Source organism: Cypionkella sp. (genome assembly GCF_036782355.1).
Lineage (GTDB): Bacteria > Pseudomonadota > Alphaproteobacteria > Rhodobacterales > Rhodobacteraceae > Cypionkella.
In genome coordinates this window covers 69,134-95,951 of sequence record NZ_DAIPZF010000005.1, presented here as the reverse complement: position 1 = coordinate 95,951, position 26,818 = coordinate 69,134, and the positions used below count along the sequence as shown (strand labels likewise).

Below are 26,818 nucleotides of genomic sequence, written 5' to 3'. Positions count from 1 at the left end.
AATGCCCGAAAAGCTATTCCACGCCCAAGACATCAGGGGTCTGCCAAGCCAAATGTTGACCGCCATCAACGGCAATCATCTGGCCCGTAACCGCAACAGCATCCAAAAAATACCCCAGCGCGGCGGTGATATCCGCCGGATTTGCGCCGCGTGTCAGCACAGTCGCCGCGCGCTGCGCCGTGAAATGTGCCGCACTCTGCCGCGCGCCCTGCAAAGTCGGCCCCGGCCCAATCGCATTCACCCGAACCTGCGGCGCCAGGGCCTGCGCCGCAGTCTGCGTCAGCGCCCAAAGCCCCATTTTGGCCAAGGTATAGCTCATGAATTCTGGCGTCAGCTTCAAAACCCGCTGATCGATCATGTTCACCACCAGCCCCGAGGCCACGATCTCGCCCGCCGCATCGCGGCCAGCCGCAGGCACCTGTGCGGCAAAATTCTGCGTCAGCACAAAAGGCGCGCGCAGATTGCTCTCCATATGCCGATCCCAGCTTTTGCGACTGGCGGTGTGGATATTGTCATACTCAAAGATCGAGGCATTATTGATCAAAACCGTCAACGGCCCGCCCAATCCCTGCACCGCCGTAGCGATCAGTTTTTCAACCTGACTTTCCACCAAAAGATCGGCGCGCAAGGCCACCGCACGCCGCCCCATCGCGGCAATCTCGGCAACCACCGCCTCGGCCTCGGCGCGGCTCGAGGCAAAATGCACCGCCACATCATAGCCGCGCCGCGCCAAATACAGCGCCATAGCCCGCCCCAAACGCTTACCGCCCCCCGTCACCAAAGCCCGCATCATCCGCCCTTTTTGCAATCACAGCCCGTCGAGCCGATCATATAGCGCCCGCAGCCCCGACAAACAGGGGGCGGCTTGACGCCAAGCTTTTTGCGCAGCTTGCGACCCACCGAGCCTGGAAACATCGCATTACCGACCATGGCAATCGCCACCATGATCAACAGAAAAAACAGAACCGCTTTGACCATTTAAAGCCCAAAGCGCGCCCAAAGCGCGCGCTCCTCCAAAGTTGCAAGCGCCTCTCCGGCAAGGTCAAGCCCCAACCGGCTGGCAAGCCCGCGCCGCTGCCCCAAAGGCACCATCCGCAGCTTTTCACCGTAAAGACTGCGCAGCTTCGGCACCAAATGCGCCACGCCATCGGCAAGCCCCAGATCAACCGCCGCCTGGCCCACCCAGATATCGGCATTAAACAGATCGGCCTCGGCCAAACGGCTGCCGCGCCGCGCCGTCACATGGGCAATAAAGGCCTGATGAATCGGTGCCTGAATGGCGCGCAACCGCTCGATATCCTCGGGCTTTTGCGGCAAAAACGGATCAGCAAAGCTTTTCGACTTGCCCGCCGTCACCACCCGCCGCTCAATCCCCTGCCGCGCCATCACCTCGGTAAAGCCGAAAGAGGCGAAAATCACCCCAATCGACCCGACCAAGGACGAATCGTCGACCCAAATCTCATCCGCCGCACAGGCAAGCCAATAGCCGCCACTTGCCGCCACATCCTCAACAAAAGCATGCACCGGCACCTGATGCTCCTGCGCCAAGCGCCGGATCCGCGCCGCAATCAGACTCGATTGCACCGGCGAGCCGCCCGGCGAATTGATCACCAGCGCCACCGCAGCAGGCTTCATCTTGAAAGCCTTTTCAATCACCGGCGCCAGCCCCGCATCGCTCAGACCAGCGCGCCCGGTGCCAATCGCCCCCGACAGCCGGATCACCGGCACCACGGGGTCTTTCTTCATAAAGGGAATAAATCTTTTCATCGCCACAATCTAAGCGCTCATCCCAAAACTAACAACGCCCGTGCTTTCATCTTGGCATAAATATCCCCGCCGGAGGCTCCGCCGCCCCACCCCCGCCTTGCACCGGCAGAAAATACCAGCCACCCTCGCGCCATGATCGACAAATTGGAAATGTTCATTGCCCTTGCCGCCGAGCGTCACTTTGGCCGCGCGGCAGAGCTTTGCGGCGTCACCCAGCCCAGCCTGTCCTCGGCGATTCGCCAGTTGGAAGACCAGCTTGGCGTGCAATTGGTATTTCGCGGCTCGCGGTTTCAGGGTCTCACCCCCGAAGGCCTGCGGGTGCTGGATTGGGCGCGCCGCATTGTTGGCGACATGCGCGCGATGCGCGACGAGATGCGCACGGTGCATTCTGGCCTCTCTGGCAATCTGCGCATCGGGGTGATCCCCACCGCTTTGCCGATGATCGCCGAGCTCACCACGCCTTTCACCGCCCGCCATCCCAATATGCGCGTCACCATCCTGTCGCGCACCTCGGCCGAGATCCTGACCGGAATCGAAAACCTCGAACTCGATGCAGGCATCACCTATCTGGATAATGAACCCTTGGGCCGCGTCGCGCAGGCCCCGCTTTACAGTGAATTCTACCGCTTTCTCTGCGCGCCAAACGCGCCGCTTGCCAAACTCGCGCGGGTCAGATGGTCTGATCTGGTCGCAGAACCCCTGTGCCTGCTGACCGGCGATATGCAAAACCGCCGCATCATCAACACCCATATGGCCGAAGCAGGTCTGCGCGTTGCCGCCACAGTGGAAAGCAATTCGACAATCGCGCTGATTGCCCATGTCAAATCGGGGCGCTGGTCCTCGGTGGTGCCGAAAAAGCTGGCAGAGATGTTCATAGGCTCGGGCGATCTGGTCTCGCTGCCGATTGTCGAGCCCGAGGCTGAACATCTTGTCGGCCTGATCACCACAAAGCGCGAGCCGCAAACCCCGGTGCTGCAAGCCCTGCTGGACGAGGCCGCGCGGCTGTCTTCGCGGCTGCGTCGATAGGTAAAACCTATCGTATAACGATAAATCAATATTGATATCGCTATCAAACGGCGTATCTAGCAGGCAAGCTAGCAAAAGGCCGTCATATGCTCGATTCCGCCACTCTTTCTGCCCGCCTCGAAGAAATTCTCTATGCGCACAAGGACATGGAGGGTTCGCTTTTGCCGATCCTGCATGCCGTGCAAGCCGATTTCGGCTATGTTCCGCCCGAGGCTTTGCCGATCATCGCCAAGGATCTGAACATCACCCGCGCCGAGGCGCATGGTGTGATGAGCTTTTACCATGACTTCCGCGAAAAGCCGGCGGGTCGGCATGTGCTGAAACTCTGCCGCGCCGAGGCCTGTCAGGCCATGGGCGGCGACCGGGTGGCAGCCTATGCCCAAAAAGCACTGGGGCTGGATTGGCACGAAACCTCGGCCGACGGCGCAGTCACGCTTGACCCGATCTTTTGCCTTGGCCTTTGCGCCTGTGGCCCTGCGGCGATGCTGGACGGCAAGCTGATTGGCCGCATCGACGAAGCCCGTATCGACGCCATCATTGGGGACATCAAATGAAACTTTACCTCCCCCTCGATTCGGCGGCCGTGGCTCTGGGTGCTGACGAAATCGCACAGGCCATCCACCTGCATGCAAAATCCAAAGGCATCGCGCTTGAACTGGTGCGCAACGGCTCGCGCGGCATGGTGTTCTTGGAACCGATGGCAGAGGTCGAAACCCCTGCGGGCCGGATGGCCTTTGGTCCGCTGACGCTGGCCGATGTGCCCGCACTTTTTGGCGATCTGGCCGCCCACCCAAAGGCGCTTGGCCTGACCGATGATCTGCCGTGGATGCGGGCGCAGACCCGCCTGACCTTTGCCCGTGTTGGCGTGATTGACCCCTTGTCGATGGCCGATTACCGCGCCCAAGGCGGGCTTACCGGCCTGACCCGCGCGCTGGCGATGGCCAAAGCCGAGATTGTGGCCGAGGTGACCAATTCCGGCCTGCGCGGTCGTGGCGGCGCGGGCTTTCCCACCGGCATCAAATGGAAAACCGTTTCCGATGCGCAGGCTGACCGCAAATATATCGTCTGCAACGCCGACGAAGGTGACAGCGCCACCTTTGCCGACCGCATGCTGATGGAAGGCGACCCGCTGACGCTGATCGAAGGCATGATCATCGCAGGTCTGGCCACGGGGGCGACCAAGGGTTTTGTCTATATCCGCTCGGAATATCCCATTGCGATTGATGTGATGCAAAAAGCCGTGGTTTTGGCACAGGCCGAAGGCGTGCTTGGCGCTTCGGTTATGGGCTCGGGCCAGGCCTTTGACATCGAAATCCGCGTTGGGGCCGGGGCCTATGTCTGCGGCGAAGAAACCAGCCTGCTGAACAGCCTTGAAGGCAAGCGCGGCGTTGTGCGCGCCAAGCCACCGCTGCCCGCACTTGAAGGTTTCATGGGCAAGCCGACGGTTGTGAACAACGTGATCTCGCTGGCCTCTGTGCCGGTGATCTTTGAAAAAGGCGCCGAGCATTACAAGAATTTCGGCCTTGGCCGTTCGCGTGGCACCATCCCGCTGCAAATCGCGGGCAACGTCAAATTCGGCGGTCTTTATGAGATCGCCTTTGGCCTGTCCTTGGGTGAAATCGTTGACACAATCGCAGGCGGAACGGCTTCGGGGCGGCCTGTAAAGGCGGTTCAGGTTGGCGGGCCGCTTGGGGCTTATTTCCCGCGCGCGCTGTTTGATACGCCGTTTGGCTATGAGGAATTCGCCGGCAAAGAGGGGCTGATCGGCCACGCTGGCCTGACCGTGTTTGACGATACGGCTGATATGCTGTCGCAAGCCCGCTTTGCGATGGAATTCTGCGCGATTGAATCCTGTGGCAAATGCACGCCTTGCCGCATTGGAGCCGTGCGCGGCACCGAAACCATCGACCGGATCGCCAAGGGCGATGCAGCGGCGATCCCGCTGCTGACCGATCTGTGTAACACCATGAAATCCGGGTCTCTTTGCGCGCTTGGGGGCTTTACGCCCTATCCGGTTCTGTCTGCGCTGACCCATTTCCCTGATGACTTCAACGCCATGAAGGAAGCCGCCGAATGAAAGACTTCATCATCCCCGACCGCGATTTCGGCACCCCTGCCTCGAAATCAAAACAAATGGTCACATTGACCATCGACGGCTTTGACGTCACCGTGCCCGAGGGCACCTCGATCATGCGAGCTGCGGCGGAACTGGGCATTTCGGTGCCAAAACTTTGCGCCACAGATTCGGTTGACGCCTTTGGCTCTTGCCGCCTCTGTCTGGTCGAGATCGAGGGCCGCAACGGCACGCCCGCGTCTTGCACCACCCCGGTTGCCCCCGGCCTCAAGGTGAAAACCCAAAACGCCAAGCTGAAGCAATTGCGCCGTGGCGTGATGGAGCTTTATATCTCGGATCACCCGCTGGATTGTCTGACCTGTTCGGCAAATGGCGATTGCGAATTGCAGGATATGGCGGGTGCCGTCGGCCTGCGCGATGTGCGTTACGAGGCGATCGAGACGCATTTCAAGGTGAAAAACACCTCGGGCGAGGCCAATCCGCACTATATTCCGCGCGACGATTCCAACCCCTATTTCAGCTATGATCCGCAGAAATGCATCGTGTGTTCGCGTTGCGTGCGCGCCTGCGAAGAGGTGCAGGGCACTTTTGCGCTGACCATCGAAGGCCGTGGCTTTGACTCGCGGGTGTCTTTTGGCGCCAAAACCGACGATGCGCTGTCGTCAGATTGCGTGTCCTGCGGCGCTTGCGTGGCGGCCTGCCCAACCGCAACGCTGCAAGAAAAGTCGATCATCGAGATCGGCACACCAGAACGTTCGGTCATCACCACCTGCGCCTATTGCGGCGTTGGCTGTTCGTTCAAGGCCGAAATGCGCGGCGACGAGCTGGTGCGCATGGTGCCCTACAAGCACGGCAAGGCCAACCGCGGCCATTCTTGCGTCAAGGGCCGCTTTGCCTATGGCTATGCCAGCCACAAAGACCGCATCCTGAACCCGATGATCCGCGACAGCATCAACGACCCATGGCAAGAAGTGTCTTGGGACGAAGCGATGGCCTTTACCGCCAAGCGGATGGGCGGGCTGATTGAAAAGCACGGTCGCCATTCGGTGGGGGTGATCACCTCGTCGCGCTGCACCAATGAAGAAGCCTATCTGGTGCAAAAGCTGACGCGCGCTGTGTTTATGAACAATAATACGGATACCTGCGCGCGGGTCTGCCATTCGCCCACCGGCTATGGCCTTGGCCAGACGCTTGGCACCTCGGCAGGCACCCAAGACTTTGATTCGGTAGAAGAAACCGATGTTGTTCTGATCATTGGCGCCAACCCAACCGACGGCCACCCTGTCTTTGCCAGCCGTTTGAAAAAGCGTCTGCGCAAGGGGGCCAAGCTGATCGTGGTTGACCCGCGCCGCACCGATATCGTGCAAAGCGCCCATATCAAAGCGCAGCATCACCTTGCCCTGACCCCCGGCACCAATGTCGCCGTGGTGACAGCGCTGGCGCATACCATCGTCACCGAAGGCCTGTTCAACGAGGCCTTTATCCGCGACCGCTGCGATTGGGATGAATTCCAAGACTACGCCGAATTCGTCAGCCAACCGCAAAACTCGCCCGAAGCCGTGCAGCTGCTGACCGGCGTTGACGCCGCAGAGCTGCGCGCCGCCGCCCGTCTTTACGCTTTGGGCGGCAATGGCTCGATCTACTATGGCCTTGGTGTTACAGAACATTCCCAAGGTTCGACCACGGTTCTGGGCATCGCCAACCTTGCGATGATGACCGGCAATATCGGCCGTCCGGGCGTGGGTGTGAACCCGCTGCGCGGCCAGAACAACGTGCAAGGCTCTTGCGACATGGGATCGTTCCCGCACGAGCTGCCCGGCTATCGCCACGTCAAAGGCGAGGCGGTGCGCGACATCTTTGAAAAGATCTGGGGCGTCAAGATTGACGACGAACCCGGCCTGCGGATTCCAAACATGCTGGATGCCGCTGTCGAGGGCACCTTCAAAGGGCTTTATTGCCAGGGCGAAGACATCCTGCAATCGGACCCCGACACCAAGCATGTCGCAGCCGGTTTGGCGGCGATGGAATGCGTGATCGTGCATGATCTGTTCTTGAACGAGACCGCGAACTACGCCCATGTCTTCCTGCCCGGCTCGACCTTCCTTGAAAAGGAAGGAACGTTCACAAATGCCGAGCGTCGCATCAACCGCGTGCGCAAAGTCATGGCACCGCGCAATGGCTATGCTGATTGGGAAGTCACCCAGATGCTGGCGAATGCGATGGGCGCGAACTGGACATATACCCATCCTTCGCAAATCATGGATGAAATCGCGATGACGACGCCGTCCTTTGCCGGTGTCAGCTATGATCTGCTGGAAGAAAAAGGCTCAGTGCAATGGCCTTGCAACGAAAAGGCGCCGAATGGTACGCCTTTGATGCATGTCGACGGCTTTGTGCGCGGCAAGGGCAAGTTCATCAACACCGAATATGTGGCCACCGATGAGCGCACCGGCCCACGCTTCCCGCTGTTGCTGACCACGGGGCGGATCTTGTCGCAATATAACGTCGGCGCGCAAACACGGCGCACCAACAACGTGGTGTGGCACGATCAGGATTTGCTGGAAATCCACCCGCATGACGCTGAGACCCGTGGCATCAAAGACGGCGATTTCGTCCGCCTTGCCAGCCGCTCGGGCGAGACCACCCTGCGCGCGACGCTGACAGATCGGGTTAATCCGGGCGTGGTTTACACCACTTTCCACCATCCAGACACGCAGGCAAACGTCATTACGACCGATTATTCGGATTGGGCCACCAACTGCCCAGAATATAAGGTCACGGCGGTGCAGGTTGCGCCCTCGAATGGCCCGACCGAATGGCAGGAAGACTATAACGCCCAAGCGGCCCAGTCGCGCCGGATCGCAGCGGCGGAATGAAGACGCAGCGCAACCTCTCTCGCCTGTCCTTCGGGGCAGGCGCGGGCTCTGGCAGCCGCGCGCTGCCAGAGGAGGTTGCGATTGCGCTGTCGTTTAACGGATCGACCCAAGCGGTAATGATGGCCACGCCCGCCGATCTGCACGACTTTGCCTATGGCTTTGCCCTGACCGAAGGCATCGCAAGACCCGAGGAAATTCAAAGCCTTGAGGTGGTTGAAACCCCGCTGGGGCTGGATGTGCAAATCTGGCTTAGTGATGATGCCGAGGCCCGTCTTGCCAAGCGGCGGCGCACCATGGCGGGGCCAGTTGGCTGCGGTCTTTGCGGCATCGACAGTCTGGAAGAGGCGCTGCGCAAGGTGGCGAAAGTGCCGCAAACGGGGTTCCATATGACCCCCTCGCAGATCATGGCGGCGGTGGCAGACCTGCCATCGGCGCAACCGCTGCATGACGCCACCCGCGCCGTGCATGCGGCTGGGTTTTGGTCCGGCCACTTGCGGATGACCCGCGAAGATGTCGGCCGCCATAATGCGCTGGACAAGCTGATCGGCGCGCTTGGCCGCAATCCGCAGCCGCAAGGGGCGGTGGTGCTGACCAGCCGCGTTTCCATTGACATGGTGCAAAAGGTCGCGGCCTTTGGTGCGCCGATTTTGATCGCGGTCTCGGCCCCGACCGCCCATGCCGTCCAGCTTGCCGAAGATGCCGGAATAACCCTGATCGCCCTTGCGCGCTCAGACCGCTTCGAGGCCTATACCCACATCGACCGCATCACGCAGGAGAACGCAGATGTCGCTTAATTCGCACCACGAAGGCCCGCATGCCAAGCTGATCTATATGGCAAATCAGATCGCCAAGTTCATGGAATCAAAACCTCATGCCGAAGGCGTCGATCTGCTGGCAAGCCATATCAATGATTTCTGGGAGCCGCGCATGCGCATCCAGTTTTTCGAGGTGATTGACGCAGGCGGTGCCGGCCTGCGCCCCTTGGTTTTAGAAGCCGCGCCGCAGATCAAGCGCCCTGCTTTGGCAGCCTGAACAAATAGTCACATTCAGGCAGTTCGGCTGTCTTCTGTGACAATGCTTTGCAAATAGCGGCCATAGTCGTTTTTCTTGAACAAAGCCGCCCGCACCGCAAGGGCGGCTTTGTCGATCCACCCCGCGCGATAGCTGATCTCATCCGGGCAACCGACTTGCATGCCTTGGCGCAGCGTCAGGGTGCGCACGAAATTGCCGGCATCAAGCAGGCTGCCATGGGTGCCAGTATCCAGCCAAGCAAAGCCGCGGCCCATCTTTTCGACCGTCAAACTGCCCTCGGCACGGTAAATCTCTAGCAGATCGGCGATTTCCAACTCGCCACGCGGCGAGGGTTTGACCTGCTCTGCCAGATCCGGCGCGCGGCCATCCAGATAATAAAGCCCCGTCACCGCATAGTTCGACGGTGGCACCTCGGGCTTTTCGATGATCGCGCGCACATTGCCGGCGGCGTCAAAATCCACCACGCCATAGCGCTCTGGGTCCGACACCCGATACCCGAATACCGTGCCACCGACAGGTTTTGCATCGGCATTTGCCAAAATCTCGGGCAGGCCATGGCCAAAAAAGATGTTGTCGCCCAAGACCAGAACGCTTGGCGCGCCTGCCAGAAAATCGCGCGCCAACAGATAGGCCTGCGCCAAACCATCCGGCGAGGGCTGCACGATGTAGGTCAGGCTGATGCCCCAAGCACTGCCATCGCCAAGCAAGCGCTGGAACTGCGATTGATCCTCGGGGGTGGTGATGATGGCAATCTCGCGGATGCCGCCCAGCATCAGAACCGACAGCGGATAGTATATCATCGGCTTGTCATAGATCGGCAACAGCTGCTTTGACACGCCCATGGTGATCGGCCAAAGCCGCGTGCCCGATCCACCCGCCAGAATAATGCCCTTGCGGTTCATGACTGCAACTCCTTAATAATACTTGTTAATCCCACACGCCAATCGGGCCGCGTTATGCCAAAAGCAGCCAATCCGCTGCAATCCATCCGTGAATTCAGCGGCCGTTTGGCAGGTGTTGGATAGGCGCTGGACGCAATATCCGCCACAGCGCAGCCAAGCCCCGCCTGCGCCATGATCTCGCGCGCGAAATCGGCCCAAGACACATCCGGCGCGCCCGAAAACTGCAAGATCCCGCCCGGCTGACCCGCCAGCAGCCCTGCCGCAATCTGGTAAAGCGCATCGGCAATATCTGCCGCTGGCGTCGGCCCGCCAATCTGATCGGCGACCACGTTCAGCTGATCACGCTCGGCCCCCAGCCGCAGCATGGTCTTGACGAAATTCGCGCCATGCGCCGAAACCACCCAAGAGGTGCGCAGGATCGCAAAGCGCCCGCCCGCCGCCTGCACACCCGCCTCGCCCGCAAGCTTGGTGCGGCCATAAGCCCCCAAGGGTGCGACCGGATGATCTGCCGCAAAGGGCTGATCGCCCGCGCCATCAAAAACGTAATCGGTCGAGATATGCACAAAGGCGACGCCCTTGGCCGCACAGGCCTGCGCCATCGCGGTGGGGGCGGCACCATTCACCAGCAAAGCCGCCGGTTCTTCCGCCTCGGCACGATCAACCGCCGTCCAGGCCGCGGCATTGATCACAACATCCATATCGCGCGCGGCAATCGCGGCAGCGCAGGCCTGCGGGTCAGATAAATCCGCCTGATCGCGGCTCAGAAATTCGGCCACAACCCCCGCTGGCAGCCGCCGCGCCAATTCGCGCGCAACTTGCCCGGTTTGGCCAAAAACCAGAACCCTCATGCCTTGACACCCAGCCGTTGCCCGACGCCCTGCCGCGCCTGCAAGGGCCGCCACCAGGCCTCGTTATCAAGATACCATTGCACGGTTTTCTCTAGCCCCTGCTCGACCGTTACCGAAGGCCGCCAGCCCAATTCTTCACGAATGCGGGTAGGATCAATGGCATAGCGGGCATCATGGCCGGGGCGGTCGGTGACAAAGGTGATCTGATCGGCATAAGATCCCACAGGCTTGGGCCGTTTTGCATCCAAAATCTGGCACAAGGTCTGTACCAGTTGCAGGTTGCTGCGCTCGTTCTCGCCACCGATGTTATAGCTGCGGCCAAGCGCGCCCTTTTCCACCACCAACAGCAAAGCGTCGGCGTGATCTTCGACATAAAGCCAATCGCGCACGTTCGATCCGTCACCATAGATCGGCAGTGGCTTGCCCGCCAAAGCGTTCAAAATCACCACGGGGATCAGCTTTTCGGGGAAGTGATAGGGGCCGTAGTTGTTTGAACAATTGGTCAGAACCACCGGCAGGCCATAGGTTTCATGCCAAGCCCGCACCAGATGGTCACTTGCCGCCTTGCTTGCCGAATAGGGGCTGCGCGGATCATAGGCCGTGGTCTCGGTAAACTGACCCTCTGCGCCAAGCGAGCCGAACACCTCATCGGTGCTGATGTGGTGAAAGCGGAAATCTGCTGGCCGGCCGGCAGTCTCCCAATAGGCGCGCGCGGCCTCGAGCATGCTATAGGTGCCGTTGATATTGGTCAGAATAAACTCACCCGGCCCGTCGATGCTGCGATCAACATGGCTTTCGGCGGCAAGATGCATCACGACATCGGGACGGTGGGTGGCAAACACCTCATCCAGCCGGGCGCGGTCACGAATATCGGCCTGCTCAAAGCTGTAAAGATTGGACTGCGCCGCTTCGGCCACGTTTTCAAGACAGGCCGCATAGGTCAGCGCGTCCAGATTAACCACCTCATGCCCGCGCGAGACCGCAAGCCGCACCACGGCCGAGCCAATAAAGCCCGCGCCCCCTGTTACCAAAATCTTCACGCAACACTCCATTCAAAAGGCGAGGATACATCGCACAGCAAAGGTGCCGCAGCATCCTTGGCCGACAGCAAGGGCGATGTAACGCCCCAGTCAATGCCAATCGCAGGGTCGTCCCAACGCACCGCCCCGTCACAATCGGGGGCATAAAGGTCGGTGCATTTATACTGCACTTCGGTATTGGCAGCGCGGGTAACAAAGCCGTGCAAAAAGCCTTTGGGAACAAACATCTGCCGCCCGTTTTGCGCCGAAAGCTCGACCCCAACCCACTTCCCGAAGGTCAGAGAGCCGCGCCGAAAATCAACAGCGACATCAAAAATCACCCCCGCCGTACAGCGCACCAGCTTATCTTGTGCCCGTGGCGGAGCCTGATAATGCAGCCCGCGCAGAGTACCGACTGCAGCCGACATCGAATGATTGTCCTGCACAAATCCAAGACCCAGCCCCGCCTGCGCCATCGTCTCTGCATTCCATGTTTCACTAAACCAGCCGCGATCATCGCCAAATCGCTTTGGCGTCAAAATCAGCACACCCTCGAGCGCTGTTTGTTCAATCTGCATCTCTCAGCCTTTTAGATAAAATATCCGCGTTTCCTAGCAGGCAAAGTCTTTGCCGCCAAGCAATAGCCGCGGAAAGCCTTCTGAAAGATGAAAAGCTAGGTCTGCCTAGACCAACCCCGCCAGCTTTTCTTGCACCGCAGTTGCCAGCTTTGCATGCTCTTCAATGCCAAAATGCACCCCGTCGATAGGGCTGACCGCAATCACAGCCGCCGCATCCAAAAAGCCAATGCCGCGCGCTTTGGCCAAAGCCTGATACAACGGGGGCAGCGCAACAGAGCGCGCCGCGCCGCCCCAAAATTCATGCCGGATTGGGCCCACTTCGACCACAGGCGGCGGGCAGATCAGCAAGGTCTGAAAGCCGCCGTGCCGCTCTTGCATCAGGCGATGCTGGGCGATGTCAAGCAGGCTGGCAATGCCGCCGACCACCTGCTCGGGTGTCGAGGTAAAGCGCGCCTTGACGTCATTGGTGCCCAGCATAAGCACCAAAACATCAATCGGACCGTGGCTTTCCAGTGCGATTTTCAGCCCAGCCTGCCCGTTCATATGCGCGCCCATCACCGGATCGTCATACATCGCCGTACGACCGGGCAGGCCCTCTTCGATCACCTCGTGCCCGGTCAACAGGCTGGGCCAGCGCTGACCACCGCCAAACCGCTCATAGCGCCCCAGCTCGGTAATCGGCGGCGTGCCGTGGGTATTGCTATCGCCAAAACACATCACAACAGCCATCGCAGCCCCTCCAATATTGCAGGCTCAGCCTATCCGCTTCGGAATTGCCTGCAAGCCCCCTTCCCCTTTGGCCGCCGCTTGCCCATATATACAGCAACCCTTTGCCTAAAAGATGAGGCCATTATGCTCGGCATGACTGCACCGAAACCCGCCGCCGCCACGGATCTGATCAAAGACGGGTCCGAGATCACCTTTATGGAGGATGTCATTGCACCCTCGGACACCACGCCGGTGATCGTGGATTTCTGGGCGCCTTGGTGTGGCCCCTGCAAAACCCTTGGGCCAGCGCTTGAGGCCGCCGTTACCGCCGCCAAAGGGGCGGTGAAAATGGTCAAGATCAACGTCGATGAGAATCAGGCGCTTGCGGGCCAGTTGCGCATTCAATCGATTCCAACCGTTTACGCCTTTCACAAAGGCCAGCCGGTCGATGGCTTTCAAGGCAATATCGCGCCTTCCGACATCAAACGCTTTGTCGAAAAACTTGCAGCGCTTGGCCCAGCGCCTGACAACGGTCTTGCCGATGCGATCGAGGCCGCAGAGTCAATGTTGGCCGAGGGCGCGTTTGACGACGCGCTGGAAACCTTCACCGCCGTTCTAGAGGAAGAGCCCGGCAATGCCTTGGCCTATGCTGGCATGATCCGGTCGCATCTGGCAGCAGATCGGCTTGATCTGGCCGAAACTTTGATCACCACCGCGCCAGACGGGCTTGCAACCGCCAAAGAGGTCGAGGCAACGCGCGCACAGCTCGCACTTGCGCGTCAAGCGGCCTCGGCCGGTCCGGTCGATGATCTGCGCGCAGCACTGGCCGCTGATCCTGCCAACCGCCAAACCCTGTTTGATCTTGCCGCCGCCCTTTTGGCCACCGATCAGACCGAAGAGGCGATCTCGACGCTGCTGGATCTGTTCAAGCTTGACCGCGAGTGGAACGACAACGCCGCCCGCAAACAGCTGTTCACCATCTTTGAGGCGCTGAAACCCACCGATCCGCTGGTGCTGGCAGGGCGGCGTAAACTGTCGTCGATGATCTTTGTTTGACCCCTCGCAAAACCGCAAAACCGATCTAACTTAAAGGGCATGATGAAACATATCGACCTGCCCGACACCATTGCGATCTTTCCCCTGACCGGCGCGCTGCTTTTACCGCGTGCCCGCTTGCCGCTGCATATTTTCGAGCCTCGCTATCTGGCGATGCTGGAAGACTGTCTGAAAACGCCGTCGCGGTTGATCGGCATGATCCAACCGCGCGAGACGCCGAATGGCGAACAGCGTCTGGCCGCAATTGGCTGTGCGGGCCGGATCACCTCGTTTTCTGAAACCGAGGACGGGCGTTATATGGTCACACTCTCGGGCATCTCGCGCTTTCGTTTGCGGGCCGAGCTGGAAGGGTTCACCCCCTACCGCCGCGCCACAGTCGATTGGCCGCCGTTCAGCCGCGATCTGGGCGCCGAAGAAGAGGATGCAGGCTTTGACCGCCCCGCCTTCCTTGCGCTGCTGAAACGCTATTTCGCGACGCGGGATCTGGGGTCGGATTGGTCTGGCATCAAAGCGGCGGATACCGAGCTGCTGATCAATTCGCTGTCGATGTTGCTGCCACTGGCTTCGGAAGACAAGCAAGCCCTGCTCGAGGCGCCCTCGCTGACCACCCGCCGCGAGACGCTGGTCACCCTGATGGAATTTGCGCTGCGGTCGGGCGGCAATGACGAGGTGCTGCAATGAGCCAACCCTTTGACCGCCGCATGCTCGAGGCGCTGATCTGTCCCGTCACCCAAGCGGTGCTAAGTTATGACGCCGAGAAATCCGAGCTGATCTCGAAACCTGCCAAGCTTGCCTTTCCGATCCGCGACGGCATCCCGATTATGCTGGTGTCAGAGGCGCGGGCACTAGATTAGAGGACGAGAGCCCAAATAATACCGAACAGAGGGTCGCGCCCGACCTCGGGAGGACGCGCCGAAGCAGCGGTTTAGGCACTTTATGCCGCAAAATCTTCCCCCGAAATTCTGCTGGCACGGGTTGCACCGCGCCCTCCCGTGGGGAGGTCGGGCGCGGCCCGGCGGGCTTCGCCCTTTGTTCCGGGCAGGTCGTCAAACCCCTCAGCCCTAGCGCGGTTAAATCGCTTTGCCCTGCAACAGCCGTGGCACCTCGCCCGTCAGCCCGGCTGCCTGCCGCATAAACCCGCGCCGCAGGCTGGGCACCGCCCCGACCAGCCCCAAGCCCAGATCGCGGCCCGCCCGCAAGATCGGGTTATCGTTGGAAAACAAACGGTTCACCCCGTCCATCCCCAAGGCCAGCGCGGTGCTGTCAAACCGCCGCCAGCGCTGATAGCGCTCTAGCACATCCGCCGCGCCAATATCTTCGCCGCGCCGCTGCGCAAGGATCAGCACCTCGGCCAAGGCCCCGACATCACGCAAACCAAGGTTCAAGCCCTGCCCCGCAATCGGATGCACGCCATGCGCCGCATCGCCAACCAAAGCCACCCGCTTGGCGGTAAAACTATTGGCCAATGAAAGGCTGAGCGGATAGGTGAACCGATCCCCCGCAAGCGCAATCGGCCCCAGAAAATCGCCAAAGCGCAACTGCAACGCCTCTAGATAGGCGGCGTCAGGCAGGGCTTGGATGGCTGCCGCCGCCGCGGCCTCTTCGCTCCAGACGATCGAGGAATGATGCCCCCCCGCCAGCGGCAAAATCGCCAAAGGCCCCGAGGGCATGAAGTATTGCTGCGCCACGCCGCCGTGGTGGCCCTGATGCGCCACCGCCGTCACCAGCGCGGTTTGCCCATAACCCCAACCAGTGCGCGCAATGCCCGCACGGCTTGCCACGCCCGAGCCACGCCCGTCACAGCCCAGCAAAAGCGCGGCACGCAGCACCCGACCAGAGGCAAGCGTCACCGAAACCCCCGCCGCGCCCGCCTCTTGCGCAACCACGCTTTCGCCCGAGATCAGCGTCACATCCGCCGCCCGCATCGCGGCCAAAAACGCCGCATAAAGGTGGCGGTCTTCGGCCATAAACCCCATCGGGCCTTCTTCAATCTCGGCATGATCAAAGGTCAGGAAAAACGGCGCGGGTCGCTGACCTGCAACGCCATCGCTGGCCTTGATCTGCAAGATCGGCTGCACTTTATCGGCCAGATCGCCCCAGACCCCAATCGCGCCCAGCAGCCGTTTCGAAGCAATCGACAGCGCATAAGCGCGGCCATCAAAGCCCGTTTCGGCCCGCGCATCGGGCTGGCGCGCATCGACCACGACCACCCGCAAACCCGCCTGCGCCACTGCCAAAGCCAAGGCGGGGCCATTCAGCCCGCCGCCCACGATGATGATATCTGCATCTTTTTCCATGGCTCCAATATGGGGCAAATCAGCCGATTGTCCATGCGCCCGCTTGCCGCTAGTGTTTGTGAAAGCGAGGGATAAGATGAGCAAAACCTGGGCCAATATGACCGCTGCTGATCTGGGCAGCGAAATCGGCAAAGGCCGGATCAATCCGGTCGATCTGGCCGAGTTTTTTATTGATAAAATTGCAAGCCATACTGCGGCCGATCGCATCTTTGCCCGCACCACAATCGCGCGTGCGCGCGGCGAGGCGATGGCGGCGGCGGGTCGCGCCAAATCTGGCCAGCGTCGCGGCGTGCTGGACGGCGTTCCGATCAGCTGGAAAGACCTGTTTGACAGCGCCGATGTCGCGACCGAGGCAGGCTCTGCCCTGCTGCGCGGTCGCACGCCCTCTGCCGATGCCGAGGTGTTGCAGACCGCCACCCGCGAAGGTCTGGTCTGTCTGGGCAAAACCCATATGACCGAACTGGCGTTTTCCGGTCTGGGCCTGAACCCTGTCACCGCCACCCCGCCTTGTGTCAATGACGATGCTGCCGTGCCGGGGGGGTCTTCTTCGGGGGCTGCGGCCTCGGTTGCCTTTGGGCTTGCACCAGCGGCGATTGGGTCAGACACCGGCGGATCGGTGCGCTTGCCTTCGGCTTGGAACGATCTTGTCGGGTTGAAAACCACCTCGGGGCGGGTGTCTTTGCGCGGGGTTGTGCCCTTGTGTGAAAGGTTTGACACCGTAGGCCCGCTGGCGCGTTCGGTGCAAGATTGCAGCCTGTTGCTGGCCGCACTCGAAGGTCGCAAACCGGCGGATCTGACGGCTGCAACCATGGGGTCGGCGCGGTTCTTGGTGCTGCAAACCGTGGCGCTGGACGATCTGCGCCCCGCGCCCGCCAAGGGCTTTGACGACGCGCTGGCCCGCCTGTCCCGCGCCGGCGCGCGGATCGAACATGGCCATATCCCCGAAGTGACCGAGGCCATGGCGCTTGCAGGCGCGCTGTTCACCGCCGAAGCCTATGCAATCTGGGGCCCGACAATCGAGGCTGATCCCGAAAAGATGTATGCCCCCGTGCGCGAACGCTTTCGCGGTGGCGCGTCGGTCAAGGCCACCGATTATATCGCAGGCTGGCGCAGGCTTGAAGTTTTGCGCCAGATTTGGGCGCAGAAAACCGCCGCCTATGACGCGGTGCTTTTGCCAACCTCGGCCATTCTGCCGCCCAATGCGGCGCGGCTTTTGGCGGACCCTGCGTTTTTTACCGCCGAAAACATGCTGGCGCTGCGCAACACCCGTATCGGCAATTTGTTTGGCCTTTGCGTGCTGACTTTGCCCACCGCTGAACCGTCGTGCGGCATCTCTTTTATGGCGGCTCCGATGACCGAAGAGCGGCTGTTGCGGCTGGGCTTTGCGGCCGAGCGGGCCTTGAGCTAGGGCTAAGGGACCAAAAAGACACAATCGGCGGTCGCAAGCCCCACATCCGCATGGGTTTTTCTGGACGCGGGCGGGCGATCTGGCTATCGTCAAACAAAACGGGGCGCAATGATCCCGAGATGAGGCAGTAATGGCGTTTCCAGAGCGGTTTTCGAACCTGCCGGATTATGCGTTTCCGCGGTTGCGGAAGCTGTTGGACGCGCATGCGCCCGGCGGGGAAACCATTTCGATGACAATAGGGGAGCCTCGGCACCCCATGCCCGATTTTGTCGCGCCGATTTTGGCCGCCAATATCGACGGCTTTGCGGTTTATCCCGCCAATGACGGCACGCCAGAGCTGCTTGACGCCATCGCAGGCTGGATCAAGCGGCGCTTTGGCGCAGAGCTTGGCAGCGATCAGCTGATGGTGCTGAACGGCACGCGCGAAGGGCTTTACAACGCCTGCATCGCGCTGTCGCCCGAAAGCAAGAACGGCAAAAAGCCCGTCGTGCTGATGCCAAACCCGTTTTATCAGGTCTATGCCGTGGCAGCGCTGACGGTTGGGGCAGAGCCTTGCTATGTGCCCGCCACTGCCGCCACCGGCTTTTTGCCCGATTACGCCGCCCTGCCCGCCGATGTGCTGGATCGGGTGACGGTTGCCTATATCTGCTCGCCCGCCAATCCACAGGGGGCAGTGGCCAGCCGCGCCTATTGGACCCAGCTTTTGGCCTTGGCAGAAAAGCATGATTTCGTGATCTTTGCCGACGAATGCTATTCCGAGATTTGGCGCAGCGCGCCGCCGGTTGGCGTGCTGGATGTGGCGCAAGCGGTTGGGGCTAACCCCGAGCGGGTGTTTTCCTTTCATTCGCTGTCAAAACGCTCGAACCTGCCGGGTCTGCGCTCTGGCTTTGTCGCCGGTGGGCGCAAGGGCATTGCCGAGATGCGCAAGCTGCGGTCGTTTGCCGGCGCACCGCTGCCGCTGCCGGTGCAAAAGGTGTCAGAGGCCTGCTGGCGCGATGACGCGCATGTTGCGGCATCCTTGGCGCTTTATCAGGATAAATTCGCCGCAGCCGATGCGATCTTTAGCGGCTTGCAGGGGTTTGAATGCCCCGAGGGCGGGTTCTTTTTGTGGCTTCCGGTCACAGACGGCGAAGAGGCCGCGCTGAAGCTTTGGCGTGAAACTGGGGTGCGGGTTCTACCCGGTGCTTACCTTTCGCGCGACGCGAACGGGGAAAACCCCGGTAAAGCCTATCTCAGGGTCGCTTTGGTGGCTCCAAAAGAAGAAATGCAGCGCGGGCTGATCCAGCTGCGCGACTGCCTCTACGGTTAAGGACGAAGCACATGGCATCCTATCAAACGCGGCAACGCGACCCTCTGCTGGATCAAGGCACCCAAGCCATGCTGGAAAAGCGGGGCCGCGAGCTTTTGGGCCTTGCGCTGATCGGTCTTGGCCTGCTGTTTGTCGCGATGCTGTACAGCTATTCGCCCTCTGATCCGGGCTGGATGGTGGCAACCGAAGAACCTGCCGCCAATTATCTGGGCCGCTTTGGCGCGGCGGTTGCCTCGACGCTGATGATCATCGGCGGCAAGGGCGCTTGGGCCATTCCGCTGATCTTATCAGCTTGGGGCGCGCGCTTTGTGCTGCATAATGGCGCAGACCGCGCGATTGGCCGCATGGTCTTTGCGGTGATCTCGATCGCGATCTGTTCGGTCTATGCCGCAACGCTGGTGCCTGCCGCAAGCTGGACGCAATCCTTTGGCATGGGCGGGCTGTTCGGCGATACCGTTGTCGGCGCATTGCTGGGCCTAATCCCCGGTGGCTCTGCCTTTGGGCTGAAACTGATTTCGCTGCTGTCAGGCGGCGGAATGGTAGCGATGCTGGCTTTTGTGATGGGCTTCAACTTGGCCGAGATCCGCGCAACAGCACGGTTTTTGCTGACCAGCCTGATCTTTACCTATGCCAGCCTCTTGGGAGCCGCAGGCAAAGGCGCGCAAGGCACCGTGCGCGCCGCAGCCGCCTTGCAAGACCGCCGCCGCGCAAGCGCCGCAGAGGATTGGCAGCCAGAGGCCAACCGCAAAGGTGCAGCCATACGGCGTGCCGAAGACGAAGCCGCTATGGCCTTTGACCGCCCCTCGATGCTGCGCGCCGATGCCCGCTATCCTGACCCGCTGGCCGAAGCGCCCTATTACGCGCCGCCAAAGGAAAAGCAGGGCCTGCTGGCCCGCATGCCCGCCCTGCTGCGCCGCAATCTGGACCCAGAGCCAGAGCTGGTTGAAGCACAGTTCCCCGAGGCAGACTATCCGGTGGATATGCCTTCGGAAGATCGGATCAAGTCGCGGATTTCTGATGTCATCCGCGCCCGCACCCGCACGCCTGAAAAGGGGCTAAGCCCGCTTGCCGCAGCCATCGCGCGCCGCGAACCGCCCGTGGCGCGTCCACGCGGCCCGATCCCGTTGATCGCCGACACCAAACCGCGTCCAAGGGTCGAGCCGCCGGTTCTGGTGCCTGCGCCACAAAACGCCTTTGTCGAAACCGATGACACCGATTTCAACGGCTATGACGATGCCGTGGCAGACCTTGGCTATGACGCGGGCGCCGAGGACGACTTTGCCCCCGCCGAAGCCGCGATCTTTGCGCCGCTGCCCCGCGCCGCCGTCGAACCCGAACGCCGCCCCGTGGTGCAAATGCCTGCGAAAAAGGCCCCTGCCCCGTCGCAGCGCGCGCTGTCTGAAAGTCAACCGCGCCTGCGCTTTGACGATGCCGCCTCGACCTACGAGCTGCCACCGATTGCTTTGCTGACCAGCCCGTCAACAGTCGAGCGTCACAGCCTGTCGAACGAGGCGCTGGAAGAAAACGCGCGGATGTTGGAATCGGTGCTGGATGATTACGGCGTCAAGGGCGAGATCGTCTCGGTGCGCCCCGGCCCCGTGGTGACGATGTACGAGCTGGAACCCGCCCCCGGCCTGAAAGCCAGCCGCGTCATTGGCCTTGCCGATGACATCGCCCGTTCAATGTCGGCTCTGTCGGCCCGCGTCTCGACCGTGCCCGGTCGCACGGTGATCGGGATTGAATTGCCCAATGCCACCCGCGAAAAGGTGGTCTTGCGCGAAATCATCGCCGCGCGTGACTTTGGCGACAGCAACATGCGCCTGCCCTTGGCGCTTGGCAAAGACATTGGTGGAACGCCGATTGTCGCAAACCTTGCGAAAATGCCGCATCTTTTGATCGCAGGCACCACCGGCTCGGGCAAATCGGTGGCGATCAACACCATGATCCTGTCGCTGCTTTACAAGCTGTCGCCCGAGGAATGCCGCCTGATCATGATCGACCCGAAGATGCTGGAACTGTCGGTCTATGACGGCATTCCGCATCTGCTGTCACCCGTCGTCACCGACCCGAAAAAGGCCGTTGTGGCGCTGAAATGGGTCGTGGGCGAGATGGAAGAGCGCTATCGCAAGATGTCGAAAATGGGTGTGCGCAATATCGAAGGCTATAATGGCCGCGTGCGCGAGGCCTTGGACAAATCCGAGATGTTCAAGCGCACCATCCAGACCGGTTTTGACGAGGACACCGGCGAGCCCGTGTTCGAGACCGAAGAATTTCAGCCGGTTCTGCTGCCCTATATCGTGGTTGTCGTCGACGAGATGGCCGATCTGATGATGGTTGCCGGCAAAGAGATCGAAGCCTGCATCCAGCGACTGGCGCAGATGGCGCGGGCCTCGGGCATCCACCTGATCATGGCAACGCAGCGGCCTTCGGTCGATGTGATCACCGGCACGATCAAAGCCAACTTCCCCACCCGGATTTCGTTTCAGGTCACCTCTAAGATCGACAGTCGCACCATCCTTGGCGAACAAGGCGCCGAGCAATTGCTGGGCATGGGCGATATGCTGTTCATGGCAGGCGGCGGTCGGGTCAGCCGGATTCACGGGCCGTTTGTCTCCGACGAAGAGGTTGAAGAAATCGTCAACCACCTGAAATCTTATGGCCCACCTGCCTATATGTCTGGTGTGGTCGAAGGCCCAGAAGATGATGCGGCCTCTGATATCGACATGGTGCTTGGGCTTGGCTCGGGCGACAGCTCGGACGATGCGCTTTACGATCAGGCAGTGGCGATTGTCGCCAAAGACCGCAAATGCTCGACCTCTTATATCCAGCGCAAACTTGGCATCGGCTATAACAAAGCCGCGCGTCTGGTCGAGCAGATGGAAGAAAACCATGTCGTCACCACCGCCAACCACGTTGGCAAACGCGAGATCTTGCTGCCCGAACACTAGGATCGTTTGCAGCAGATCGGCACCTCTCCGCCAAGTGAACGGCGGGGGGGATGCAGCGGTCTGCACAGTCGCCTATATTAGCCGCATGAACACTCGCAGCACCCTCCTTGCCGCCCTTGTCTTCTTGGCCCTCGCCCCTGCGGCGCTGGCCGATAAGATTCCTTTGGCGGATCTGTCTGCCTATCTAAACGGCCTGACGACCGCCGACACGCAGTTCACCCAAGTGAATGCAGATGGCTCGGTCGCAACGGGCAAGCTGTTCTTGCAGCGCCCAGGCCGTGCGCGGTTTGAATATGCGCCGCCAGACAAAAGCCTTGTGCTGGCCTCGGGCGGACAAGTCGCGATTTTCGACGCCAAATCAAATCAGCCGCCCGAACAATATCCGCTGGCGCGCACGCCGCTGAACCTGATCTTGGCGCGCAATATTGATCTTGCGCGCGCAAAGATGGTTGTCGCGCATCTCGAGGATAAGACCACGACCCAAGTCGTCGTCCAAGACCCCGATCATCCCGAATATGGCACCATCACACTGGTGTTCACAGCCAATCCGGTGGCGCTGCGGCAATGGGTGATCAGCGATGATCTTGGCCAGCAAACCACGGTTATTCTTGGGGATATGCATAAAGGCGCCACCTATGGCGCCTCGCTGTTCAGCATCAATTTCGAGGCCCAAAAGCGCGGGCTTTAACCCGCGCTTCGCTGTCTAGCGGCGACACATCGCAAGCTGGTTGGCATAGGTTTGCGACCGCTGCCCGATCGCGTTTGCCACATCCATCAGCCAAGGCTTGTTGCGATAGGTCTGATTGGCAAAGCCCTTGCGACCCTCGTGATAGGCCAGATATTGCGACTGCGCGTCGGCCTTTGAAATCCCCAGCTTTTGCGAGCTTTGGTCCATGTACCAGCCCATGAAATCGGACGCATCGCTCATCCGATCACGGCGCGCGCCAAAGCGGCGCTGGTCGCGCTGGTATTCCTCCCAAGTGCCATCCAGCGCTTGGCTATAGCCATAGGCCGAAGACTGCCGCCCCATCGGGATCACCCCCAAAGCATAGCGATGCGGCGTGCGGGCATTACCGATAAATTTCGATTCCTGATAGATCGTCGCCATCTGCACATGCACGGGCACGCCCCATTTACGCTCGGTCGCCTTGAGGGCGCGATAATAGGTTGGGCGCTGGCGCAAAATCTCGCAAGCGTCATCCAAATTGCGCGGCGCCGAATTATTGCCACCGCCACAAGACGCAAGCGCCAGAAAAAGCACCGAAGCGCGGAGAAGTCTGCTCATAAGCCCCTCACGTTTATATTTTTTTGAAACATACTGTAAAATCGCGTGTTAGGAAATGGTCGCCTTCGTCATTTACCTTGAAAACCATAGCTTTTGAACAGTTTTTTACGAAGCTGCAACGAGGCGTGCCTGCGTCACTGTGCCCGCACGCCCGACAGACTGTTTCCCGTTCATGGCGCGGCCAGAATGGACAGTTCTGCGCCAAAAGCCTAAGAAGGGGCCCTGGGGGACTGATCTGCATGCTGAAAGCTGCCGCAAAATATCATATCGGCCAAGTGCTGCGCCATCGCAAACATCCCTTTCGTGGTGTGGTCTTTGACGTAGACGCGCTGTTTTCCAACACCGAAGATTGGTATCAGGCCATCCCCGAAGAGGCGCGCCCCTCGCGCAATCAGCCATTTTACCATCTGTTGGCTGAAAATGATCAAAGCTATTACGTCGCCTATGTCTCGGAACAAAACCTTGTTCCCGATGAAACCGGGGAGCCGGTCAGCCACCCCGATCTGCCCGATCTGTTTGGCGATTTTGTCGATGGGCGCTATCCGTTGCAGTTTAATCTGAACTGACGTCGGGCGGCAGTTACCGATCGGTAATGTTTTGGCGCTAACCTGCTCCTGCGTATTTGAAAGGGGCATTAGATGGAATTAAAGGCCGAACTGTCGGGGGATGTGCTGGTCATCTCGCCGCTGCATGATCGTATTGATGCCGCTGGCGCAATCCAGTTCAAGGATCGCATGCGCGAAATCACCCAAACCATGACGGCCCGCGTCGTGCTGGATCTGTCGCGGGTCAATTTTCTGGACAGCAGCGGCTTGGGGGCTGTGGTTGCCGCGATGAAGGCTTTGGCGCCGGACCGGAAACTTGAACTTTCCGGCCTGACCCCGACGGTGCAAAAGGTGTTTCGCTTAACGCGGATGGACACCATTTTTACCATTCACGACAGTCTTCCCGCGGGAATGCGGCATGCTGGGTGAACAGAGAATCGCCACGATGACGCGGCACCCAAACCCCAGTCTTCCAAACCCCAGTCTTCGCAGGCTTATTCAGGCAGAGCCATTTGCGGTGCGCCAGGCTCTGCAAGATCTGCTGAACCACTTTCCGCTCAACGCGCTTGACCCAGATCAGCGCGGCACGGTCGAGGTTGTTTTGGCAGAGGTGTTCAACAACATTGTCGAACACGCCTATGCCGATGACCCGGGTGAGATTGAGGTTGAAATCACGCAAATTGGCCAACATCTGCACTGCATGCTGCGCGATTGGGGGCGGCCAATGCCAGAGGCCAAGCTGCCAACGGGGGCGCTGCCGCAGTTTACCGATGGCCTAGATGCGCCCGAGGGTGGTTTTGGCTGGTATTTGATTCGCGCAATGGCAAGCGATCTGAAATATCAGCGCGATGCAGAGCAAAATCTGCTGACATTTCAGCTCGAAATTGACGCATCCAGCCATTAAAGCACCCATTGTTTCCAGCCTGTGACAACGGACATGTTTCGGCCATTTTTCTTCCCTAAAAACGTCATCGCAATAGCGCAGGCTGACAGTGTAGCTGCACAAAAGCTTCCCTCGGCGCTTTGGGCCTAGCCCCCACCAAGCCCGCGCGCCGAGGATCATTTCTCTTGGAAACGCCATCGACAAGACCTAGGCTCACCGTAAAAAGGAGAGACATTCGATGCGTGACTTTCAAGCTCCGGGCAGATCAGCGGTCTATGCCAACAATGGGATTTGCGCGACCTCGCATCCTTTGGCCGCTAAGGTCGCGATTGAAACGCTCGAGGCCGGCGGCAATGCCGTAGATGCGGCCATCGCCGGCGCCGTGCTGCTGGGGATTTGCGAACCGCAGATGACCGGCATCGGTGGCGATTGCTTTGTGCTGCTGAAACCTGCGGGCACGGAAAATATTCTGGCGCTGAACGGCTCGGGCCGTGCGCCAAGCGCAAGCTCGGCTGCCGAGATGCGCGCGCGCGGGCTGAATGCGATTCCCCTGCGCGGGGTTGAACCTGTCACCGTGCCGGGGGCGGTCGATGCCTTTTGTCGGCTGTCTGACGATTGGGGCAAACTGGGGCTGGACCGCTGCCTTGCCCCCGCGATTCGCTATGCCGAAGAGGGTGTGCCCGTGGCACCGCGTGTCGCCTATGACTGGGCCGAAGACGCCAAGGACCTGATCGGCGATGCGCGCAAATTCTATCTGCTGGATGGGCAAGTGCCGCGCGCGGGCCAAATCTTTCGCGCCCCCGGTCAGGCCGAAGTACTGCGCCGCATCGCCGCCCAAGGCCGCGCCGGGTTTTACGAGGGCGAGGTGGCCGAAGATATGGTCAGCTCGCTGCAAGCGCTTGGCGGCAAACACACTTTGGCCGATTTCGCCGCAACCTCTGCCACCTATACCGACCCAATCTCTGGCCCCTATAAGGGCATCGAGCTGGTCGAGCATCCGCCAAATGGCCAAGGTGCGACCGCGATTTTGATGCTGAACATCCTGTCGCATTTCGACATCGCCGCGATGGACCCCTTCGGCAGCCAGCGCGCCCATATCGAAGCCGAGGCGGCCAAGCTTGCCTATGACGCCCGCAACCGCTTTTTGGCCGAAACCGCGCCGCGGATCGACCATATGTTGTCGCCCGACACGGCCGCGAAACTCGCCACGCTGATCGACCCGAAACGCGCGATGGGCTCGGCCGCGCCGCTGACCGAAGCGGTGCATAAAGACACCATCTATATCACCGTGGTGGACCGCGACCGCATGGCGGTCTCGCTGATCTATTCGATCTTTTGGGGCTTTGGCGCCGGCACGGCATCGCGCAAGTTTGGCATAAACTTTCAAAACCGCGGCGCGGGCTTTACCCTGCTGGAAGGCCACCCCAACGAGCTTGGCGGCGGCAAACGCCCAATGCATACGATCATTCCCGGCATGCTGCGCAAAAATGGTAAGGTTATCATGCCCTTTGGCGTGATGGGCGGGGCCTATCAGCCCAATGGCCACGCGCGCTTTGTCAGCAATATGGTCGATTTTGGGCTGGACGCGCAGGCCGCGATCGACGCGCCGCGCAGCTTTTCAGGCGCCGAGGGCATGCTTGTGGAAACCGGCTATGCGCCGCAGGTTCTGGCCGAGCTTGTCGCGATGGGCCACGAGGCGCAATCCGCGCCAGACCCGATTGGCGGCGCGCAAGCGATCTTGATTGACGACACAGGTGTGCTTATTGGGGCCTCTGATCCGCGCAAAGACGGCTGCGCTTTGGGGTATTGAATGCAAGACATCGTCAAGGCAATCCGGTCGCTGACCGAAGGCGAAACCGACAGCGTGGCGCTGATGGCGACGGTGGCCTGCGAGGTGCATCACGCCATGCCGCAGGCCGATTGGACGGGGTTTTACCGCGTCGTCGCGCCCGAGCTGTTGAAAATCGGCCCCTATCAAGGCGGCCACGGTTGCCTTGTCATCCCGTTTTCACGCGGAGTTTGTGGCGCCTGCGCACGCACGGGTGCGGTGCAGAACGTGCCCGATGTCGATGCCTTTCCGGGCCATATCGCCTGCGCCTCTTCGACAAGATCCGAGCTTGTGCTGCCGGTTTTCAACGGCGCGGGGCGGCTGTTGGCGGTGTTTGACATCGACAGCGACACCCCCGCCGCCTTTTCCAAGGCCGATGAAGACTGGCTGGTGCCGCTGCTGGCCGACGTGTTCCGGCACGCAGAATGA

General features: G+C 60.5%; 28 protein-coding genes. 18 read left to right on the top strand and 10 right to left on the bottom strand.

Going from position 1 to position 26,818, the window contains the following annotated elements:
- Positions 1 to 13: 13 nt before the first annotated feature.
- From V7Q10_RS03400 to V7Q10_RS03390, 3 genes are read right to left on the bottom strand one after another with little or no spacing between them, the layout of a single operon-like run.
- Complete coding sequence (locus tag V7Q10_RS03400) at positions 14 to 793, bottom strand: SDR family oxidoreductase (protein WP_333867639.1); 780 nt, start codon at positions 791 to 793, stop codon at positions 14 to 16.
- Positions 790 to 978 carry a hypothetical protein gene (locus tag V7Q10_RS03395; protein WP_333867638.1) on the bottom strand — a complete coding sequence of 63 codons (189 nt, stop codon included), beginning with the start codon at positions 976 to 978 and terminating at the stop codon, positions 790 to 792. The genes V7Q10_RS03400 and V7Q10_RS03395 overlap by 4 nt, the downstream gene beginning before the upstream one ends.
- On the bottom strand, positions 979 to 1,767 hold the full coding sequence (locus V7Q10_RS03390; RefSeq protein ID WP_333867637.1) for a S49 family peptidase: 789 nt from the start codon (positions 1,765 to 1,767) through the stop codon (positions 979 to 981).
- Between the two features lie 132 nt (positions 1,768 to 1,899).
- Here V7Q10_RS03390 and V7Q10_RS03385 point away from each other — a divergent pair, with 132 nt between their 5' ends.
- From V7Q10_RS03385 to V7Q10_RS03360, 6 genes are all read left to right on the top strand, one after another.
- The gene (locus V7Q10_RS03385) at positions 1,900 to 2,793 is read left to right on the top strand and encodes a LysR family transcriptional regulator (protein ID WP_333867636.1); all 894 of its coding nucleotides are present in this window, start codon (positions 1,900 to 1,902) and stop codon (positions 2,791 to 2,793) included.
- Between the two features lie 86 nt (positions 2,794 to 2,879).
- Positions 2,880 to 3,347: a formate dehydrogenase subunit gamma gene (locus V7Q10_RS03380; RefSeq protein WP_333867635.1), complete on the top strand. Its 468-nt coding sequence runs from the start codon at positions 2,880 to 2,882 to the stop codon at positions 3,345 to 3,347.
- Positions 3,344 to 4,870, top strand: coding sequence for a formate dehydrogenase beta subunit (locus V7Q10_RS03375; RefSeq protein ID WP_333867634.1), 1,527 nt, complete (start codon positions 3,344 to 3,346; stop codon positions 4,868 to 4,870). Before V7Q10_RS03380 ends, V7Q10_RS03375 begins: the two co-directional genes overlap by 4 nt.
- The gene (gene fdhF, locus V7Q10_RS03370) at positions 4,867 to 7,743 is read left to right on the top strand and encodes a formate dehydrogenase subunit alpha (RefSeq protein ID WP_333867633.1); all 2,877 of its coding nucleotides are present in this window, start codon (positions 4,867 to 4,869) and stop codon (positions 7,741 to 7,743) included. The genes V7Q10_RS03375 and fdhF overlap by 4 nt, the downstream gene beginning before the upstream one ends.
- Positions 7,740 to 8,537 (top strand): formate dehydrogenase accessory sulfurtransferase FdhD, encoded by a 798-nt coding sequence (gene fdhD, locus V7Q10_RS03365; protein WP_333867632.1) that lies wholly within the window; start codon positions 7,740 to 7,742, stop codon positions 8,535 to 8,537. Before fdhF ends, fdhD begins: the two co-directional genes overlap by 4 nt.
- A complete protein-coding gene (locus V7Q10_RS03360; RefSeq protein WP_333867631.1) occupies positions 8,527 to 8,775 on the top strand; it encodes a formate dehydrogenase subunit delta in 249 nt (82 codons plus the stop codon). Before fdhD ends, V7Q10_RS03360 begins: the two co-directional genes overlap by 11 nt.
- A gap of 14 nt (positions 8,776 to 8,789) precedes the next feature.
- On the opposite strand, the gene rfbA is transcribed toward V7Q10_RS03360, so the two are convergent.
- The 5 genes from rfbA to V7Q10_RS03335 form a co-directional block, all read right to left on the bottom strand.
- Positions 8,790 to 9,677 (bottom strand): glucose-1-phosphate thymidylyltransferase RfbA, encoded by an 888-nt coding sequence (gene rfbA / locus V7Q10_RS03355; protein WP_333867630.1) that lies wholly within the window; start codon positions 9,675 to 9,677, stop codon positions 8,790 to 8,792.
- Positions 9,674 to 10,525, bottom strand: a complete 852-nt coding sequence (rfbD, locus tag V7Q10_RS03350) for a dTDP-4-dehydrorhamnose reductase (protein ID WP_333867629.1) — start codon at positions 10,523 to 10,525, stop codon at positions 9,674 to 9,676. The genes rfbA and rfbD overlap by 4 nt, the downstream gene beginning before the upstream one ends.
- Positions 10,522 to 11,565, bottom strand: coding sequence for a dTDP-glucose 4,6-dehydratase (gene rfbB / locus V7Q10_RS03345; RefSeq protein ID WP_333867628.1), 1,044 nt, complete (start codon positions 11,563 to 11,565; stop codon positions 10,522 to 10,524). The genes rfbD and rfbB overlap by 4 nt, the downstream gene beginning before the upstream one ends.
- Positions 11,562 to 12,122, bottom strand: a complete 561-nt coding sequence (rfbC, locus tag V7Q10_RS03340; protein ID WP_333867627.1) for a dTDP-4-dehydrorhamnose 3,5-epimerase — start codon at positions 12,120 to 12,122, stop codon at positions 11,562 to 11,564. Before rfbC ends, rfbB begins: the two co-directional genes overlap by 4 nt.
- Before the next feature lie 105 nt (positions 12,123 to 12,227).
- Complete coding sequence (locus V7Q10_RS03335) at positions 12,228 to 12,851, bottom strand: SGNH/GDSL hydrolase family protein (RefSeq protein ID WP_333867626.1); 624 nt, start codon at positions 12,849 to 12,851, stop codon at positions 12,228 to 12,230.
- Between the two features lie 123 nt (positions 12,852 to 12,974).
- On the opposite strand from V7Q10_RS03335, the gene V7Q10_RS03330 reads away from it, so the two are divergent.
- From V7Q10_RS03330 to V7Q10_RS03320, 3 genes are read left to right on the top strand one after another with little or no spacing between them, the layout of a single operon-like run.
- A complete protein-coding gene (locus V7Q10_RS03330) occupies positions 12,975 to 13,886 on the top strand; it encodes a tetratricopeptide repeat protein (RefSeq protein WP_333867625.1) in 912 nt (303 codons plus the stop codon).
- Between the two features lie 39 nt (positions 13,887 to 13,925).
- Positions 13,926 to 14,567 (top strand): LON peptidase substrate-binding domain-containing protein, encoded by a 642-nt coding sequence (locus V7Q10_RS03325; RefSeq protein WP_333867624.1) that lies wholly within the window; start codon positions 13,926 to 13,928, stop codon positions 14,565 to 14,567.
- Positions 14,564 to 14,740 (top strand): Trm112 family protein, encoded by a 177-nt coding sequence (locus V7Q10_RS03320; RefSeq protein WP_333867623.1) that lies wholly within the window; start codon positions 14,564 to 14,566, stop codon positions 14,738 to 14,740. Before V7Q10_RS03325 ends, V7Q10_RS03320 begins: the two co-directional genes overlap by 4 nt.
- A 216-nt stretch (positions 14,741 to 14,956) precedes the next feature.
- Here V7Q10_RS03320 and V7Q10_RS03315 read toward each other — a convergent pair whose 3' ends face one another.
- Positions 14,957 to 16,183 (bottom strand): FAD-dependent monooxygenase, encoded by a 1,227-nt coding sequence (locus V7Q10_RS03315; RefSeq protein WP_333867622.1) that lies wholly within the window; start codon positions 16,181 to 16,183, stop codon positions 14,957 to 14,959.
- Positions 16,184 to 16,259: 76 nt separating this feature from the next.
- On the opposite strand from V7Q10_RS03315, the gene V7Q10_RS03310 reads away from it, so the two are divergent.
- The 4 genes from V7Q10_RS03310 to V7Q10_RS03295 all read left to right on the top strand — a co-directional run bounded on the left by V7Q10_RS03310 (position 16,260) and on the right by V7Q10_RS03295 (position 22,536).
- On the top strand, positions 16,260 to 17,591 hold the full coding sequence (locus tag V7Q10_RS03310; RefSeq protein ID WP_333867621.1) for an amidase: 1,332 nt from the start codon (positions 16,260 to 16,262) through the stop codon (positions 17,589 to 17,591).
- Between the two features lie 130 nt (positions 17,592 to 17,721).
- The gene (locus tag V7Q10_RS03305) at positions 17,722 to 18,900 is read left to right on the top strand and encodes an aminotransferase class I/II-fold pyridoxal phosphate-dependent enzyme (protein WP_333867620.1); all 1,179 of its coding nucleotides are present in this window, start codon (positions 17,722 to 17,724) and stop codon (positions 18,898 to 18,900) included.
- Positions 18,901 to 18,911: 11 nt separating this feature from the next.
- Entirely contained in the window at positions 18,912 to 21,848 is a 2,937-nt protein-coding gene (locus tag V7Q10_RS03300; RefSeq protein ID WP_333867619.1) for a DNA translocase FtsK, read from the top strand.
- 85 nt (positions 21,849 to 21,933) lie between these two features.
- Complete coding sequence (locus V7Q10_RS03295) at positions 21,934 to 22,536, top strand: LolA family protein (protein WP_333867618.1); 603 nt, start codon at positions 21,934 to 21,936, stop codon at positions 22,534 to 22,536.
- A 15-nt stretch (positions 22,537 to 22,551) separates the two neighbouring features.
- Here V7Q10_RS03295 and V7Q10_RS03290 read toward each other — a convergent pair whose 3' ends face one another.
- Positions 22,552 to 23,133, bottom strand: a complete 582-nt coding sequence (locus V7Q10_RS03290) for a transglycosylase SLT domain-containing protein (RefSeq protein ID WP_333867617.1) — start codon at positions 23,131 to 23,133, stop codon at positions 22,552 to 22,554.
- Positions 23,134 to 23,372: 239 nt separating this feature from the next.
- Here V7Q10_RS03290 and hspQ point away from each other — a divergent pair, with 239 nt between their 5' ends.
- From hspQ to V7Q10_RS03265, 5 genes are all read left to right on the top strand, one after another.
- On the top strand, positions 23,373 to 23,699 hold the full coding sequence (gene hspQ, locus V7Q10_RS03285) for a heat shock protein HspQ (RefSeq protein ID WP_333867616.1): 327 nt from the start codon (positions 23,373 to 23,375) through the stop codon (positions 23,697 to 23,699).
- Between the two features lie 72 nt (positions 23,700 to 23,771).
- Positions 23,772 to 24,107: an STAS domain-containing protein gene (locus V7Q10_RS03280; protein ID WP_333867615.1), complete on the top strand. Its 336-nt coding sequence runs from the start codon at positions 23,772 to 23,774 to the stop codon at positions 24,105 to 24,107.
- Positions 24,097 to 24,582, top strand: coding sequence for an ATP-binding protein (locus V7Q10_RS03275; RefSeq protein WP_333867614.1), 486 nt, complete (start codon positions 24,097 to 24,099; stop codon positions 24,580 to 24,582). The genes V7Q10_RS03280 and V7Q10_RS03275 overlap by 11 nt, the downstream gene beginning before the upstream one ends.
- A gap of 217 nt (positions 24,583 to 24,799) precedes the next feature.
- On the top strand, positions 24,800 to 26,371 hold the full coding sequence (locus V7Q10_RS03270; RefSeq protein WP_333867613.1) for a gamma-glutamyltransferase family protein: 1,572 nt from the start codon (positions 24,800 to 24,802) through the stop codon (positions 26,369 to 26,371).
- Positions 26,372 to 26,818 (top strand): GAF domain-containing protein, encoded by a 447-nt coding sequence (locus tag V7Q10_RS03265; protein WP_333867612.1) that lies wholly within the window; start codon positions 26,372 to 26,374, stop codon positions 26,816 to 26,818.

What these genes read in the sequence shown, in the direction of transcription:
- V7Q10_RS03400 (WP_333867639.1), bottom strand. Translation starts at nt 793, where the DNA reads ATGATGCGGGCTTTGGTGACGGGGGGCGGTAAGCGTTTGGGGCGGGCT.
- V7Q10_RS03395 (WP_333867638.1), bottom strand. Translation starts at nt 978, where the DNA reads ATGGTCAAAGCGGTTCTGTTTTTTCTGTTGATCATGGTGGCGATTGCC.
- V7Q10_RS03390 (WP_333867637.1), bottom strand. Translation starts at nt 1,767, where the DNA reads ATGAAAAGATTTATTCCCTTTATGAAGAAAGACCCCGTGGTGCCGGTG.
- V7Q10_RS03385 (WP_333867636.1), top strand. Translation starts at nt 1,900, where the DNA reads ATGATCGACAAATTGGAAATGTTCATTGCCCTTGCCGCCGAGCGTCAC.
- V7Q10_RS03380 (WP_333867635.1), top strand. Translation starts at nt 2,880, where the DNA reads ATGCTCGATTCCGCCACTCTTTCTGCCCGCCTCGAAGAAATTCTCTAT.
- V7Q10_RS03375 (WP_333867634.1), top strand. Translation starts at nt 3,344, where the DNA reads ATGAAACTTTACCTCCCCCTCGATTCGGCGGCCGTGGCTCTGGGTGCT.
- fdhF (WP_333867633.1), top strand. Translation starts at nt 4,867, where the DNA reads ATGAAAGACTTCATCATCCCCGACCGCGATTTCGGCACCCCTGCCTCG.
- fdhD (WP_333867632.1), top strand. Translation starts at nt 7,740, where the DNA reads ATGAAGACGCAGCGCAACCTCTCTCGCCTGTCCTTCGGGGCAGGCGCG.
- V7Q10_RS03360 (WP_333867631.1), top strand. Translation starts at nt 8,527, where the DNA reads ATGTCGCTTAATTCGCACCACGAAGGCCCGCATGCCAAGCTGATCTAT.
- rfbA (WP_333867630.1), bottom strand. Translation starts at nt 9,677, where the DNA reads ATGAACCGCAAGGGCATTATTCTGGCGGGTGGATCGGGCACGCGGCTT.
- rfbD (WP_333867629.1), bottom strand. Translation starts at nt 10,525, where the DNA reads ATGAGGGTTCTGGTTTTTGGCCAAACCGGGCAAGTTGCGCGCGAATTG.
- rfbC (WP_333867627.1), bottom strand. Translation starts at nt 12,122, where the DNA reads ATGCAGATTGAACAAACAGCGCTCGAGGGTGTGCTGATTTTGACGCCA.
- V7Q10_RS03335 (WP_333867626.1), bottom strand. Translation starts at nt 12,851, where the DNA reads ATGGCTGTTGTGATGTGTTTTGGCGATAGCAATACCCACGGCACGCCG.
- V7Q10_RS03330 (WP_333867625.1), top strand. Translation starts at nt 12,975, where the DNA reads ATGCTCGGCATGACTGCACCGAAACCCGCCGCCGCCACGGATCTGATC.
- V7Q10_RS03325 (WP_333867624.1), top strand. Translation starts at nt 13,926, where the DNA reads ATGATGAAACATATCGACCTGCCCGACACCATTGCGATCTTTCCCCTG.
- V7Q10_RS03320 (WP_333867623.1), top strand. Translation starts at nt 14,564, where the DNA reads ATGAGCCAACCCTTTGACCGCCGCATGCTCGAGGCGCTGATCTGTCCC.
- V7Q10_RS03315 (WP_333867622.1), bottom strand. Translation starts at nt 16,183, where the DNA reads ATGGAAAAAGATGCAGATATCATCATCGTGGGCGGCGGGCTGAATGGC.
- V7Q10_RS03310 (WP_333867621.1), top strand. Translation starts at nt 16,260, where the DNA reads ATGAGCAAAACCTGGGCCAATATGACCGCTGCTGATCTGGGCAGCGAA.
- V7Q10_RS03305 (WP_333867620.1), top strand. Translation starts at nt 17,722, where the DNA reads ATGGCGTTTCCAGAGCGGTTTTCGAACCTGCCGGATTATGCGTTTCCG.
- V7Q10_RS03300 (WP_333867619.1), top strand. Translation starts at nt 18,912, where the DNA reads ATGGCATCCTATCAAACGCGGCAACGCGACCCTCTGCTGGATCAAGGC.
- V7Q10_RS03295 (WP_333867618.1), top strand. Translation starts at nt 21,934, where the DNA reads ATGAACACTCGCAGCACCCTCCTTGCCGCCCTTGTCTTCTTGGCCCTC.
- V7Q10_RS03290 (WP_333867617.1), bottom strand. Translation starts at nt 23,133, where the DNA reads ATGAGCAGACTTCTCCGCGCTTCGGTGCTTTTTCTGGCGCTTGCGTCT.
- hspQ (WP_333867616.1), top strand. Translation starts at nt 23,373, where the DNA reads ATGCTGAAAGCTGCCGCAAAATATCATATCGGCCAAGTGCTGCGCCAT.
- V7Q10_RS03280 (WP_333867615.1), top strand. Translation starts at nt 23,772, where the DNA reads ATGGAATTAAAGGCCGAACTGTCGGGGGATGTGCTGGTCATCTCGCCG.
- V7Q10_RS03275 (WP_333867614.1), top strand. Translation starts at nt 24,097, where the DNA reads ATGCTGGGTGAACAGAGAATCGCCACGATGACGCGGCACCCAAACCCC.
- V7Q10_RS03270 (WP_333867613.1), top strand. Translation starts at nt 24,800, where the DNA reads ATGCGTGACTTTCAAGCTCCGGGCAGATCAGCGGTCTATGCCAACAAT.
- V7Q10_RS03265 (WP_333867612.1), top strand. Translation starts at nt 26,372, where the DNA reads ATGCAAGACATCGTCAAGGCAATCCGGTCGCTGACCGAAGGCGAAACC.